Origin of the sequence: Micromonospora citrea (assembly GCF_900090315.1) — a bacterium.
In the GTDB taxonomy this organism is placed as follows: domain Bacteria; phylum Actinomycetota; class Actinomycetes; order Mycobacteriales; family Micromonosporaceae; genus Micromonospora; species Micromonospora citrea.
In genome coordinates, this window is sequence record NZ_FMHZ01000002.1 from 1,202,129 (window position 1) to 1,215,486 (window position 13,358).

12 protein-coding genes are annotated in these 13,358 nt (G+C 74.3%); 8 read left to right on the forward strand and 4 right to left on the reverse strand.

Features of this window, described 5'->3' with window-relative positions:
* Window positions 1-107: 107 nt before the first annotated feature.
* A complete protein-coding gene (locus tag GA0070606_RS33150) occupies window positions 108-329 on the forward strand; it encodes a hypothetical protein (RefSeq protein ID WP_245724573.1) in 222 nt (73 codons plus the stop codon).
* 71 nt (window positions 330-400) lie between these two features.
* Here the strand turns inward: GA0070606_RS33150 and GA0070606_RS05665 are convergent, their stop codons facing one another.
* The 3 genes from GA0070606_RS05665 to dnaE all read right to left on the reverse strand — a co-directional run bounded on the left by GA0070606_RS05665 (window position 401) and on the right by dnaE (window position 5,395).
* A complete protein-coding gene (locus GA0070606_RS05665) occupies window positions 401-1,438 on the reverse strand; it encodes an aminotransferase class V-fold PLP-dependent enzyme (RefSeq protein WP_091095692.1) in 1,038 nt (345 codons plus the stop codon).
* Window positions 1,439-1,510: 72 nt separating this feature from the next.
* Entirely contained in the window at window positions 1,511-1,687 is a 177-nt protein-coding gene (locus tag GA0070606_RS32380) for a hypothetical protein (RefSeq protein WP_176737243.1), read from the reverse strand.
* Between the two features lie 177 nt (window positions 1,688-1,864).
* Window positions 1,865-5,395, reverse strand: a complete 3,531-nt coding sequence (dnaE, locus tag GA0070606_RS05675) for a DNA polymerase III subunit alpha (RefSeq protein WP_091095697.1) — start codon at window positions 5,393-5,395, stop codon at window positions 1,865-1,867.
* 235 nt (window positions 5,396-5,630) lie between these two features.
* Between dnaE and GA0070606_RS05680 the strand changes: the two genes are divergently transcribed.
* Together GA0070606_RS05680 and GA0070606_RS05685 are read left to right on the forward strand one after the other, a co-directional pair.
* Window positions 5,631-6,197, forward strand: a complete 567-nt coding sequence (locus GA0070606_RS05680; RefSeq protein ID WP_091107339.1) for an RNA polymerase sigma factor — start codon at window positions 5,631-5,633, stop codon at window positions 6,195-6,197.
* Window positions 6,194-6,922, forward strand: coding sequence for a hypothetical protein (locus tag GA0070606_RS05685; RefSeq protein WP_245724574.1), 729 nt, complete (start codon window positions 6,194-6,196; stop codon window positions 6,920-6,922). Before GA0070606_RS05680 ends, GA0070606_RS05685 begins: the two co-directional genes overlap by 4 nt.
* 9 nt (window positions 6,923-6,931) lie before the next feature.
* On the opposite strand, the gene GA0070606_RS05690 is transcribed toward GA0070606_RS05685, so the two are convergent.
* Complete coding sequence (locus GA0070606_RS05690) at window positions 6,932-8,329, reverse strand: serine/threonine-protein kinase (protein ID WP_091107343.1); 1,398 nt, start codon at window positions 8,327-8,329, stop codon at window positions 6,932-6,934.
* A 208-nt stretch (window positions 8,330-8,537) separates the two neighbouring features.
* Between GA0070606_RS05690 and GA0070606_RS05695 the strand changes: the two genes are divergently transcribed.
* From GA0070606_RS05695 to GA0070606_RS05715, 5 genes are all read left to right on the forward strand, one after another.
* A complete protein-coding gene (locus GA0070606_RS05695; RefSeq protein WP_091095699.1) occupies window positions 8,538-9,179 on the forward strand; it encodes a hypothetical protein in 642 nt (213 codons plus the stop codon).
* An 84-nt stretch (window positions 9,180-9,263) separates the two neighbouring features.
* The gene (locus GA0070606_RS05700) at window positions 9,264-10,550 is read left to right on the forward strand and encodes a sensor histidine kinase (RefSeq protein ID WP_091095701.1); all 1,287 of its coding nucleotides are present in this window, start codon (window positions 9,264-9,266) and stop codon (window positions 10,548-10,550) included.
* A gap of 89 nt (window positions 10,551-10,639) precedes the next feature.
* A complete protein-coding gene (locus tag GA0070606_RS05705) occupies window positions 10,640-11,320 on the forward strand; it encodes a response regulator (protein ID WP_091107345.1) in 681 nt (226 codons plus the stop codon).
* An 82-nt stretch (window positions 11,321-11,402) separates the two neighbouring features.
* Window positions 11,403-12,296 carry an ABC transporter ATP-binding protein gene (locus tag GA0070606_RS05710; protein WP_091095703.1) on the forward strand — a complete coding sequence of 298 codons (894 nt, stop codon included), beginning with the start codon at window positions 11,403-11,405 and terminating at the stop codon, window positions 12,294-12,296.
* Window positions 12,293-13,354: an ABC transporter permease gene (locus GA0070606_RS05715; RefSeq protein WP_091095705.1), complete on the forward strand. Its 1,062-nt coding sequence runs from the start codon at window positions 12,293-12,295 to the stop codon at window positions 13,352-13,354. The genes GA0070606_RS05710 and GA0070606_RS05715 overlap by 4 nt, the downstream gene beginning before the upstream one ends.
* The last annotated feature ends 4 nt before the right edge of the window (window positions 13,355-13,358 follow it).

A 13,358-nucleotide genomic window follows, 5' to 3' on the forward strand; every position in this document is an offset into this window, starting at 1 on the left:
GGTCGCCTGCCTCGTCGGCGCCGTCGTGTTCACCGTCGGCTCCAGCGCCCACTACGTGCCGAGACGCCGGCCGGCAGAAGTACGACCACATCGGCGGCGACCACTGTGTGCGGGTTCGCACCGGCACCCTCGCCGACGCCTGCGTCGAGGTGCTCGTCGAGTGGCAGGTCGAGCCGGAGAACGCGCCCAAGCAGTTCATGGACTACAAGGGCGACTTCGACAGCTTCCGGGGCCAGCGGGTGGGCGTGCAGCTCGACAGCGCCGTCAACGACGCCTTCGCCACCTATACAACCCGCTGGAAAAGATCGACTCGGACACCGGCAGCCTGAACGTGGACCTGGAGCCCTTCGCCGAGAGCGCCAAGTGACGGCGGGCCGGCCTCGCCCCGGACGCGCCCGGCTCAGCCGGTGAGCGCGGCCAGGGCGAGGTCGACGTCGGCCTCGGTGGAGTAGACGTGGAAGGACGCCCGCACCCGGCCGGCACGGACCGCCGCCCGGACGCCGGCCCGCTCCAGCCGCTCCGCCGCGTCCGGCACCTCCACCGCGACGATCGCGCTCTCTCCCGGCGGCCGGCCCAGCCCGGCGAGGAAACGGTTGGCCAGGGCGACGTCGTGCGCGTGCACGGCGGGCACGCCGATCTCGGCGAGCAGTTCCAGTGCGGGGGCCGTACCGACCCAGCTGAACCACGCCGGCGAGATGTCGAACCGGCGCGCGTCGTCGGCCAGGCGCAGCGGCGGGCCGTAGTAGGAGGCGTGTGGGTCGTCCCCCGCGTACCAGCCGGCGGCGTCGGGGCGCAGCCGATCCCGCAGCGCGGGCGCCAGGTAGGCGAACGCGGAGCCGCGCGGGGCCATCAGCCACTTGTACGCGCCCACCGCGACCACGTCGGCGAGGTTCGCGTCGAACGGCAGCCAGCCGCACGCCTGGGTGGCGTCGACCGCGACGAGCGCCCCGTGCGCCCGGGCCGCCGCGACGATCCCGGCGTACGGGGCGACCGCGCCGTCGGCCGACTGCACCAGGCTGAACGCCACCAGGTCGGTGTCGGCGTCGATCGCGTCGACGAGCCCGGCCAGCGGCACGGTGCGCACCCGCACGCCCCGCTCGACCTGCACCAGCCACGGGAAGAGGTTGGAGGTGAACTCGACCTCCGGCACCACCACGGTCGCGCCGGCGGGCAGGGCGGCGGCGACCGGGGCCAGCAGTTGCGAGACCGTGCTGCCGACCGCGACGTCGGCGGCCGGCACCCCGACCAGACCGGCGAAGGCGGCCCGGGACCGCTCGGTCGCCTCGCCCCAGCCCTCCCAGGAGGTACGCCCGGAGCGCCATTCGGCAAGCGCCGCCTGCACCGCGTCCCACGCCGGGTCGGGCGGCAGCCCGTAGCTGGCGGTGTTCAGCCAACCCGGCTGCGGCTGCCACAACTTCTGCGCCTGTGCGATCTCCACGCCACTGACGCTAGTCACCCGCGCCGCGTACGGGGACGGCCAATCCCGCGCTCGCGGCCCCGGCCGGCGCGCTCAGGTCGCCGCGCGCAGCGCGTGCAGGCCTCGTCGTACCTCGTCGCGCCCCCGGTCGAGGTCCCAGGCGGCGATCTCGTGCAGCGGATCGCGCTCGCGCAGGCGCCGCACCACCTCCAGGCCGACCGGGTAGCCGCGCCGGCGCGGCATGCCGCCCCGGTAGGCGCTGTCGCGCATGAGGAACCGGGCGGCGCGAAGGGCAGCCCGGCGTACTACGAGGGCACGTTCAGCGCCGACGACACCACGGTCACCGGCGAGTGGGTCTACCCCGGCGGGGGCGGCTACCCCTCGACCATGACGCGGATCTGACCTCGGCCCACCCCGCCGGCCACGCCGGCCGGCGGGGTGGTGGCGTCAGCTGACGTTGGCGGGGCCGAGGACGCTCTTCAGGTCGCCCATCAGCGCGGTGGTGGCCGCCACCCGGAACGGGCCGAGCCGCAGCGTGGTGACCTTGCTGCCGTTGAGCAGCTTGACGTGCACCTCGGTGTCGCCCGGGTGCAGCACCAGGGTCTCCTTGAGACGCTCCACCAGCGGCGGCGTGCACCGGGTCACCGGGATGGTCAGGGTGATCGGCTTGCTCGCCGGGTTGCTGCTGACGTCCGGCATGGACATGTCCATCGCCATGATCCGGGGCGTGTCGTCGCGCCGGTCGACCCGCCCCTTGACCACCACGATGGCGTCCTCGGCGATGTACTGCCCAATCACCTCGTAGGTGTTGGGGAAGAAGAGCGTCTCCACGCCGCCGGCCAGGTCCTCCAGGGTGGCCGAGGCCCAGGCCCGGCCCTGCTTGGTGACCCGACGCTGCACGCCGGAGAGGATGCCGGCGAGGGTCACCACCGCCCCGTCCGGCACGGTGCCCTCCTCGGACAGGGCGGCGATGGTGCAGTCCGCCGCCGCGCCGAGGACGTGCTCCAGGCCGAAGAGCGGGTGGTCGGAGACGTAGAGGCCGAGCATCTCGCGTTCGAAGGCGAGCTTGTCGCGCTTGTCCCACTCCCCGTCGCCGATCACCGGCATCACCGTGGTGCTGCTGGTCTCCGCGTCGCCGAAGCCGGCGCCGAAGAGGTCGTACTGGCCGACGGCCTCCTTGCGCTTGACGTCGGCGTACGCGTCGATCGCCTCCGCGTGCACCGTGAGCAGCGCCTTGCGGGAGTGCCCGAGCGAGTCGAACGCCCCGGCCTTGATCAGCGATTCGATGGTCTTCTTGTTGCAGACCACCGCGTCGACCTTGGACAGGAAGTCGTAGAAGTCGGTGTACTCGCCCTTCTCGTCGCGGCAACGCATGATCGCGGCGACGACGTTCGCCCCGACGTTGCGTACCGCGCCGAGGCCGAAGCGGATCTCCTTGCCGACCGGGGTGAACGGCCCGGCGGAGGTGTTCACGTCCGGCGGCAGCACCTGGATGCGCATCCGACGGCACTCCGAGAGATAGAGCGCCATCTTGTCCTTGTCGTCGCCGACCGAGGTGAGCAGCGCCGCCATGTATTCCGCCGGGTAGTGCGCCTTCAGGTAGGCCGTCCAGTAGGACACCAGGCCGTACGCCGCCGAGTGCGCCTTGTTGAAGGCGTAGCCGGCGAACGGGACCAGCACGTCCCATACCTTCTGGATCGCCTCGTCGGAGTAGCCCCGCTCCCGGCAGCCGTCGCGGAACGGGATGAACTCCTTGTCGAGGATCTCCTTCTTCTTCTTGCCCATCGCGCGGCGCAGCAGGTCGGCCTGGCCGAGCGTGTAGCCGGCGAGGATCTGCGCGGCGCGCTGCACCTGCTCCTGGTAGACGATCAGGCCGTAGGTGGGCGCGAGGATCTCCCGCAGCGGCTCCTCCAGCTCCGGGTGGATCGGCGTGATCTCCTGGAGGCCGTTCTTGCGCAGCGCGTAGTTGGTGTGCGAGTCGACGCCCATCGGGCCGGGGCGGTAGAGCGCGAGGACGGCGGAGATGTCCTCGAAGTTGTCGGGCTTCATCATCCGCAGCAGGGAGCGCATCGGCCCGCCGTCGAGCTGGAAGACGCCCAGGGTGTCGCCCCGGGCCAGCAGCTCGTACGCGGGCTTGTCGTCCAGCGGCAACGCCAGCAGATCCAGCTCCTTGCCGTGGTTGAGCTGGATGTTCTTCACCGCGTCGTCGATGATCGTCAGGTTTCGCAGGCCGAGGAAGTCCATCTTCAACAGCCCGAGCGACTCGCACGTCGGGTAGTCGAACTGGGTGATGATGACCCCGTCGGAGTCCCGGCGCATCAGCGGGATGTGGTCGATGATCGGCTCGGCGGACATGATGACGCCGGCGGCGTGCACGCCGGTCTGCCGGATCAGCCCCTCGATGCCCCGGGCGGTGTCGATGACCTTCTTGACGTCCGCCTCGGCCTCGTACATGCCCCGGATCTCGCCGGCCTCGGCGTACCGGGGGTGCTTGGGGTCGAAGATGCCCTCCAGCGGGATGTCCTTGCCCATCACCGCCGGGGGCATCGCCTTGGTGATCCGGTCGCCCACCGCGTACGGGTAGCCGAGCACCCGGGCCGAGTCCTTGATCGCGGCCTTCGCCTTGATCGTGCCGAAGGTGGCGATCTGGGCGACCTTGTCCTCGCCCCACTTGTCGGTCACATACTTGATCACCTCGCCGCGCCGGCGCTCGTCGAAGTCGATGTCGACATCCGGCATCGAGACGCGCTCGGGGTTGAGGAAGCGCTCGAAGATCAGCCCGTGCGGGATCGGGTCGAGGTCGGTGATGCCCAGGGCGTACGCCACCAGCGAGCCGGCCGCCGAGCCACGCCCGGGGCCCACCGCGATGCCCTGGCTCTTGGCCCACTGGATGAAGTCGGCGACCACGAGGAAGTACGACGGGAACCCCATCTGGATGATGACGCCCAGCTCGTACTCGGCCTGCTTGACGTGCCCCTCGGGGATGCCGCCGGGGTAGCGCCGGGCCAGCCCGGCGAAGGTCTCCTTGCGGAACCAGGACTCCTCGGTCTCCCCCTCCGGGACCGGGAAGCGCGGCATCAGGTTGTGGAACTCGAACATCCCGGCGGGGTCGACCTTCTCGGCCACCAGCAGGGTGTTGCGGCAGCCCTCCAGCCACAGGTCGGAGTTGTCGACGCCGCGCATCTCGTCGGCGGACTTGATGTAGTAGCCGCTGCCGTCGAACCGGAACCGGTTCGGGTCGGCGACGTTGGCCGCCGTCTGGACGCAGAGCAGCACGTCGTGCGCCTCGGCCTGGGCCTCGTGCGTGTAGTGCGAGTCGTTGGTCACCACGGGCGGGATGTCCAGCTTGCGCGAGATGTCGTGCAGCTCCTGGCGGACCCGGCGCTCGATGCTGATGCCGTGGTCCATGATCTCCAGGAAGTAGTTCTCCTTGCCGAAGATCTCCTGGTATCGCGCCGCGGCCTTGAGCGCCTCGTCGTACTGGCCCAGGCGCAGCCGGGTCTGCACCTCCCCGGACGGGCAACCGGTGGTGGCCATCAGCCCCTCGGCGTTCTCGGCGAGCAGCTCCGCGTCCATCCGCGGCCACTTGACGAAGAACCCCTCCGTGTACGACCGGCTGGTCAGCTTGAAGAGGTTGTGCAGACCGGTCTTGTTCCTCGCCCAGATGGTCATGTGGGTGTAGCCGCCGCTGCCGGAGACGTCGTCGCTCTTCTGCTCCGGCCGGCCCCAGCGCACCCGCTGCTTGTGGAACCGCGACTCCGGCGCCACGTACGCCTCGATGCCCAGGATCGGCTTCACGCCGGCCGCCATCGCCTGCTTGTAGAAGTCGTTCGCGCCGTGCATGTTGCCGTGGTCGGTCATCGCGACCGCCGGCATGCCCTGCCGCTTGACCTCGGCGAAGAGGTCCTTCAGCCGGGCCGCCCCGTCGAGCATCGAGTACTCCGTGTGCACGTGCAGATGCGCGAACGAATCGCCCATGCGTGGCGCCCCCCGGGTCGGATCATGGGATGGTCGAGGTCGGACGGCCTACCCTATCGCCGCCTCCGGAGGGGCCTCCAGACGCCGCGCCCGGCACGGCGGGCCGGGTGTCGCGGATCTCGTCGACCGCCGCCGCGGCGGCTCGCGACAGTCGGTTCGCGGACTCGTGGCGAGCCGCCCGGCGGTGTCGGCCGTACCCTGAGCGGACGGTGTCCGGCGAGCATTGGACGACCTGATGCCCCTCGGCGACGATATCGAGGCCCTGGCCGCGTCGGCGGCACGCGGCGACCCGGCGGCGCTCGACGCCCTGCTGGCCGCGGTGCGCCCGGAGGTGCTGCGGCTGTGCGCCCGGCTGCTGCCGAACCGGCAGGATGCCGAGGAGGCGTGCCAGGACGCGCTGCTCGCGCTGGCGCGGGGCATCGCCCGGTTCGAGGGCCGGTCGTCGTTCCACACCTGGCTCTACCGGCTGACGGCCAACCGGGCCCGCTCGACCTACCGGTTGCTGCGCCGGCGCTGGCTGGTGGAGGCCGGTGGCGTGCCGCTGCCCGAGCCGGTGGACCCCCGGCGGACCAGCGTGGTCGCCGGCACCCGGCTGGACCTGCTCGACGCGCTCGACTCGGTCCGCCCCGAACTCGCCGAGGCGGTGACTCTGCGCGACGTTCTCGGGTTGGGCTACCGCGAGATCGCCGACCTGCTCGACCTGCCCGAGGGCACCGTCAAGTCGCGGCTGCACGAGGCACGCCGGCAGGTCCGGCTCCGGCTGGCCGGGGAGCCCGGACGCGACGGCGACGGGCGGCGGTGACGGTGGCGGCCCGCCAGGGACAGGCGGCGGTGACGGTGGCGGCCCGCCAGGGACAGGCGGCGGTGACGGTGGCGGCCCGGCCAACCGACCACGGGCGCGACCGGCCCGCCGACCACGGGCGCGACCGGCCCGCCGACCACGGACGCGACCGGCCCGCCGGCCGGGCGCGGTGGCGGTGCGCCACGGCCGGGCTGGTCGCGGCGGCCCTGGCCGGCGCGGTCGCGGCGTGCGGCGGCGGGGACGCGCCGGTCGCGCCGCTGCCCGTCCAGCCGCCCACCGCGACCGCGGGCGGCGCTTCCGGGCCGCCGACCGCCGCTCCCCCGGCCGCCGCCCCGCCGCCGGCCACCCGGCCGGTCCCGCCGGCCGTCGCCCCGACGTCCCGGCCGCGCCCGGCGGCACCACCCGCGACGACCACCACCGGGCGTACGCCGCCCGCTACACCGTCGCCGAGCGGGCTGCCCGGCACCTGCCACGGGGCCGTCCGGTACGACCTGGTGCTCGCGGAGACCGAGTTGGCCCTGCTCACCTCGCTCTGCTTCGCCACCGGCGGAGTGCTGCGGATCATCGGCATCGGGCCGGGCGAGGTGACCGTGGACCGCGAGGACCTGGTCTCCCACAGCTACGAGGCCGGGGTGGTGGACATCCGGTTCGTCCGCCCCGGCACGGTGGCCGTGCTGATCCCGCAGGGCGGCACGACGCACACGATCACCGTGGTGGTGCGGTAGCCGGCCGGCCTACCCCACCCGTACCCCGGCAAGCAGGGTGTCGACGAACTCGTCCCCGCCGGTGGCCGGCGGCGCGACCTGCACGTAGATCAGGCCGGCGCCGCCGGGATCGAGACCGGCGGCCTCGACGACCACGGGCCGGCCCCGGTCGCAGGCGAACCGGGCCACCACCCAGTCGACGCCCGCCTGCCGGGTACGCCGCACGGGCGCGGCGGCGCAGGCCGCGTGCGGGCGCTCGGCGACGAAGCCGGCCGGGGTGGTCCGCGCGGCGATGGTGGCCGACAGGCCGACGAAGGCGCCCGGCACGGTCGGGTCGGCCGCCCACCGCCCCGGGTCGGGCGACATCACCAGGGCCGGTTCGAGCCGGCCGTCGTCACCGTACTGGCCGGCCCAGCCCGTGCCGGCGGCCCGCCACCCGGTCGGCAGCGCGACCGTGACCGGCCCGCTCGTCCAGGTGCCGGCGGCCCGCCCGGCCGGCGCGCCGTCCCCGGCGGTGAGCCCGACGGCAGCCAGCGCCGCGATGCCCAGCCCCACGACCGTCAGCCGCCGAAGGCCCGTCGGTCCGCCCCCGGTGGGCCCACCCGGCGGCACGGCGGCGTTCGGGGCGGGCGGGCCGGCGGCGTACCGGGCGGGCCTGCCGGCGGCGTGCCGCAGGGCCGCGCCGAAGGCCGCCGCGTCCGGGTGCCGGTCGGCGGGGCGGGCGGCGGTGGCCCGGCGCAGCACCGCCGCCACCTCCGGCGGGACGCCCGCCCGGAGCCGGACCGCCCCGCCCGGCCGCTCCGCGCCCCCGCCGAGGAGGCGCAGGCCGAGCCGGCCCAGCCCGTACACGTCGGCACGGATGTCGACGATCGCGAACGGGTCGTCCTGCTCCGGGGCCATGTAGCCGGGGGTGCCGGCCCGGGCGGTGAGGCCGGAGGCTGCGGCGAGCGCCTTGGCCAGGCCGAGGTCGGCGATGAGCGGCCGCTCGCCGTCCGGCGCGGAGCGGAACAGGACGTTGCCCGGTGCCAGGTCGCGGTGCACCACGCCGTGGCGGTGCAGGACGGCGACGCCGTCGGCGATGTCGGCGAGCAGGTCCAGGGCGGCCGGTACGGGAATCGGCCCGGCCGCCAGCCGGTCCCGCAGGCTGCCGCCGTCGGCCCAGGCCAGCACCGCGTACGGCCGGCCGTCCGGCAGCTCGCCCAGCGCGTGGACCCGGACCAGCCGCTCGTCGTCGAGCCGCCGCAGCAGCCGGGCCTCGTCGAGGAAGCGTTCCCGCACGCGCAGGTCGTGGTGCCAGTTCTCGGCCAGCACCTTGATCGCCACCCGCGAGTCGAGCCGCGGGTCGTGGCCCAGCCAGACCGTGGCGAACGACCCCGCGCCGAGCAGCCGCTCGATCCGGTAGGGCCCGATCCGCACCGGACTGGTCACCCGCACCACCCCCGCCACCGGCTCCGCCGGTCGCCGCTCCGCCTCGACAGTAGTACGGCGCGACGGATCGGCGGCAGCCCGCGACGGGCCGGCCGCACCACGGGACGGGAGTCGCCACGGGGACGGGAGTCGGGAACCCGACGAACCGATCCGGCCGGCGGGGTGACCAACAGGACAGGACACCCGAACTCCCGAGGAGGGGATCACCGTGCACCGTCTCTCGTACCCCGTCGTCACCGCCCTGCTGGCCGCGATCGGGCTGGCACCGTTCACCGTGGCGGGCCCGGTCGGCGCCCGCCCGCCCACCGCCCGTGCGGAGGCCGTCGTCGCGGCGGACGTCCCGGCCGGCCGGCCCGGCCCGAGCCCGGCACGGGCCGCCGTCCACCCGGTCGCCGAGGGGCGGGACCAGGTCCGGGTCATCAGCGTCCGGGGCGCCGGGCCGTTCCGGATCGGCGCGAGCCTGGCGCGCCTGTCGGCGGCCGGCCTCGTCGACTGGACGGCCCCCGGGTGCGGCGGCGTGGTCCTGGCCGGCGCCGCCGGGGCCTGGGCCGGCGTGGTGCTGCTGACCTTCCGCGACGGACGGCTGGTGGAGGTCGGCACCGCCACCGCGCCGCCCTACACCCCCGCCGGGGCGGGAGTGAGCATGAGCTTCGCCGAGTTGGAGGAGATCTACGGCCGGCGGGGCGCGCTGATCCGCAACGACGCAGGCGACGCGTCGGCGTACCTGGTGCGGTTCGGCTCCCGGGTCGAACTGTTCACCGGCCACCCGATCCGGCCCGGCGTCGGGTACCTCCAGGTCGGTCCGGCGTCGTTCGTCGAGCGCGCCTTCCGGGAGGGCCGGTCCTGCTGACAGGCCGTCCGCGAGGCGGGGCGTCCGACGCGCCCCGCCTCCCGCCGGCGCAACCACGTGCACCGGGATGAGATCCTCACCAGGGTGAACACCGTGAAGGACGACGACTGGCGGCGGCCGGGGCCCACCCCGGAGCAGCGGCGCCTCGACGTCTACGCCGGGCTGGCGACGGTCGCCCTGGCGCTGGTCAGCCTCACCCTCGCCCGCAGCACCGGGACGTTCCTGCTGGGGCCGCCGCCGTCCGTACCGGAGCAGGTCTTCTGGAGCGTCGCCGTGACCCTGCCGATGATCTGGCGACGCCGCTTCCCCGCCGCCACCACCCTGGTCGTCTCGGTCGCGTTCGTCGCCGCGCAGGCGCGCTCGGCCCCGGAGACGCAGCTCTCCCAGTGGGCGCTGTTCGCCGCCATCTACTCGCTGGGCGCGTGGGGGCCGGACCGCCGGTTGGCCCGCCGGCTGCGGATCGGCGTGATCGTCACCATGTTCGTCTGGTTGGGCGTCGCCTACGCGCTCTCCCTCGACGACATCCCGCCGGACGCGTTCGCCGACGCGGTGGGACCGGTGCCCCCGGTGCTCGCCGCGATCGTCGGCGGGGTGCTGGTCAACGGCCTGTTCTTCGGGTTCGCCTACTTCTTCGGGGAGACCGCGTGGCTGGCCGCCCGCCGGCAGCACGAGGTGCAGGAGCGGGCCGAGGAGCTGCGCCGCTCGCAGGCCGAGGTCCGCGAGCACGCGGTGGTGGGCGAGCGGGTCCGCATCGCCCGGGAACTGCACGACGTGGTCGCCCACCACGTGTCGGTGATGGGCGTGCAGGCGTCCGCCGCCCGCCGGGTGCTCGACAAGGACCCGACGAAGGCCCGCACGGCACTGGGCGCGATCGAGGAGACGGCCCGCACGGCCGTCGACGAGCTACGCCGGATGCTCGGCGTGCTCCGCGCCCGCGACGACGAGGCCGACCGCGCGGACCAGCCGGGGCCGGCCGCGATCGACCGGGTCACGGCTGTGGTCGACCGGGCCCGCGAGGCCGGGCTGCGGGCCACCCTGGGGGTGTACGGGGACCGGGTGCCGCTGCCGGAGTCGGTCTCCCAGTCCGCGTACCGGGTCGTCCAGGAGGCCGTGACGAACACGATCAAGCATGCCGCCGGGGCGACCGCGCTCGACGTGCGGGTCCGCTACCTGGCGCACGAGGTGGAGGTCGACGTGACTGACGACGGACGGGCCACCCGCCCCGCGAACGCCGACGGGCTCGGCCTGGTCGGGATGCGGGAGCGGGTCGCCACCCACGGCGGCTCGCTGGAGGTCGGCCCGCGCGCCGGCGGCGGTTGGCGGGTGCGGGCGAGGTTCCCGCTGCCGGTGGCGGCGGGACGGCCGGCGTGAGCGCCGACCGGACGGAGCCGGGAACGGCCCGCGCCGACCACGCATCGCCCGACGCGGACGCCTGGGCACAGCCCTCGGCCGACCGGCCGGTGCGGGTGCTGCTCGCCGACGACCAGCATCTCGTCCGCACCGGGTTCCGGGTCATCCTCGAGGTGGAGGACGACATCGAGGTCGTCGGGGAGGCGGCCGACGGGGCGCGTGCCGTCAGCATGACCCGCGTGCTGCGCCCGGACGTGGTGCTGATGGACGTGGAGATGCCCGGGGTCGACGGGCTGGAGGCCACCCGGCGGATCACCGCCGAGCAGGACGAGCCGGGCGGCCCGGCCGTGCTGATCCTCACCACCTTCGACCGGGACGACTACCTGTTCGCCGCGCTACGGGCCGGGGCCAGCGGCTTCCTGCTGAAGAACGGCACCCCGGAGGCGCTGGTCGAGGCCATCCGGGTGCTCGCCCGGGGCGACGGGCTGCTCGCCCCGGAACTCACCCGGCGGGTCATCGCCACCTTCGCCCGCCCTGGTGACGCCGCCGGACCGGCCGGCGGGCGGGCCCGGCCCGAGGCGACGCTGCGGGACCTCACGCCCCGCGAGCGGGAGGTCCTGGTGCTGGTCGCCGGGGGCGCGAGCAACGCCGAGATCGCCGCCGAGCTGCACCTTGGCGAGGCGACGGTGAAGACGCACGTCAGCCGGGTGCTGGCCAAGCTCGGCCTGCGCGACCGGGTGCAGGCGGTGGTCTTCGCGTACGAACACGGGGTGGTGCGTCCCGGCCGGTGACCGGTCTCCGCCGCGCGGCGGATCCGCCGACTCAGCCTCCGGGCGGACGGCGGCGGGCGGTCGACGATCTAGCGTCGACGCCGTGACGAACGTGCTCCGCCTCGACGGCGTCGACCGCAGCTTCGGCGACCGTCGGGTGCTCCAGAACGTGTCCTTCGACGTGGCGGCGGGCCGGATGACCGGCTTCGTCGGCGGCAACGGCGCCGGCAAGACCACCTCCATGCGGATCATCCTCGGGGTGCTCGCCCCGGACGCCGGCGAGGTGAGTTGGCGGGGCGCGCCGCTGACCCGGGAGATCCGCCGGCGCTTCGGCTACATGCCGGAGGAACGCGGCCTCTATCCCAAGATGAGCGCCCGGGAGCAGGTGGCCTACCTGGGCCGGCTGCACGGCATGACGGCCGCCGCCGCGCGGCGCAGCACGGACGCTCTGCTGGAGCGGGTCGGGCTCGCCGAGCGCGGCGGCGACCTGCTGGAGACGCTGTCGCTGGGCAACCAGCAGCGCGCGCAGATCGCCGCCGCGCTGGTGCACGACCCGGAGGTGCTGGTGCTCGACGAGCCGTTCTCCGGTCTCGACCCGATGGCCGTGGACACGGTCGTCGCGGTCCTGCGGGAGCGGGCCGCCACGGGCGTGCCGGTGCTCTTCTCCAGCCACCAGTTGGACGTCGTCGAGCGGCTCTGCGACGACCTGGTGATCATCTCCGGCGGCGTCATCCGGGCCGCCGGCAGCCGCGAGGAGCTACGCGCGGCGTACACGGTGCCCCGCTTCGAACTGGTGGTGGAGACCGACGCCGGCTGGCTGCGGGACCAGCCCGGGGTGACCCTGGTCGACCTCGACGGCCCCCGCGCCGTGTTCGACCTCGCGCCCGGCGCGGACGAGCAGCCGGTGCTGCACGCGGCGCTGGCCCGCGGCCCCGTCCGCGCCTTCCGCCCGGTCAGTCCCTCCCTCACCGAGATCTTCCGAGAGGTCGCCCAGTGAACACCACGCAGGCCACCCGCCTGGTCGCCGCCCGCGAGATCCAGGTCAAGCTGCGCGACCGCACCTTCCTGTTCACCACCCTGTTCTTCCTGCTGATCGCCGCCGCCGCGACCATCCTGCCGCCGCTGCTCTCCGGCGGCCCGTCGAGCGTCGCGGTGACCGAGGCGGCGGCCGGCCCGCTGCGCGAGGCCGGCCTGGAGGTACGCACGGTGCCCGACGACCGCGCCGCCGAGCAGGCCGTACGCGACGGCGACGTCGACGCGGCGGTGGTCTCCGGGCCGGCGGTGCTGGCGATGGACGACGCCCCGGACGACGTGGTGGCGGCGCTGAGTGCGCAGCCCACCGTCCGGCTGCTGGACCCGGACGCGGTGGACCCGGTGGTGGCCTTCCTGGTGCCGTTCGCCTTCGCGTTCGTCTTCTTCCTCACCTCGCAGACCTTCGGCGTGCAGATCGCCCAGTCGGTGGTGGAGGAGAAGCAGACCCGGATCGTGGAGATCCTGGTGGCCGCCGTGCCGGTCCGGGCGCTGCTGGCCGGCAAGCTGGTCGCCGGCACGGTGCTGGCGCTCGGGCAGATCGCGCTGATCGCCCTGGTCACGGTGGCCGGCGTGCAGTTCAGCGGCAGCGGTGGGCTGCTGTCGCTGCTGGCCCCCGCGATCGGCTGGTTCGTGCCGTTCTTCCTGCTCGGCTTCGTGCTGGTCGCGGCCATGTGGGCGGCGGCCGGTGCGCTGGTCAACCGTCAGGAGGACATCGCCGGCGTGTCGACGCCGGTGCAGCTCGCGGTCATGCTGCCGTTCTTCGCGGTGGCCTTCCTGAACGACAACGCGACCGCCATGCGGGTGCTGTCCTACCTGCCGTTCTCCGCGCCGACGGCGATGCCGCTGCGGCTGTTCACCGGGGACGCGGCCGGCTGGGAGCCGCTGGTGTCGCTGGCCCTGCTGCTGGTCACCGCCGCCGCGTTCGTCGTCGCCGGCGCCCGGGTGTACGAGGGCTCGCTGCTGCGCACCAACGGTCGCACCTCGTTGCGCGCCGCGTGGCGGTCCCGCGAGACCGTGGGCTGACCGG

Bases quoted from the DNA above. Each gene is read 5' to 3' on its own strand.
- GA0070606_RS05680 (WP_091107339.1), top strand. From the start codon at position 5,631: ATGCCCCTCGGCGACGATATCGAGGCCCTGGCCGCGTCGGCGGCACGC.
- dnaE (WP_091095697.1), bottom strand. From the start codon at position 5,395: ATGGGCGATTCGTTCGCGCATCTGCACGTGCACACGGAGTACTCGATG.
- GA0070606_RS32380 (WP_176737243.1), bottom strand. From the start codon at position 1,687: ATGCGCGACAGCGCCTACCGGGGCGGCATGCCGCGCCGGCGCGGCTAC.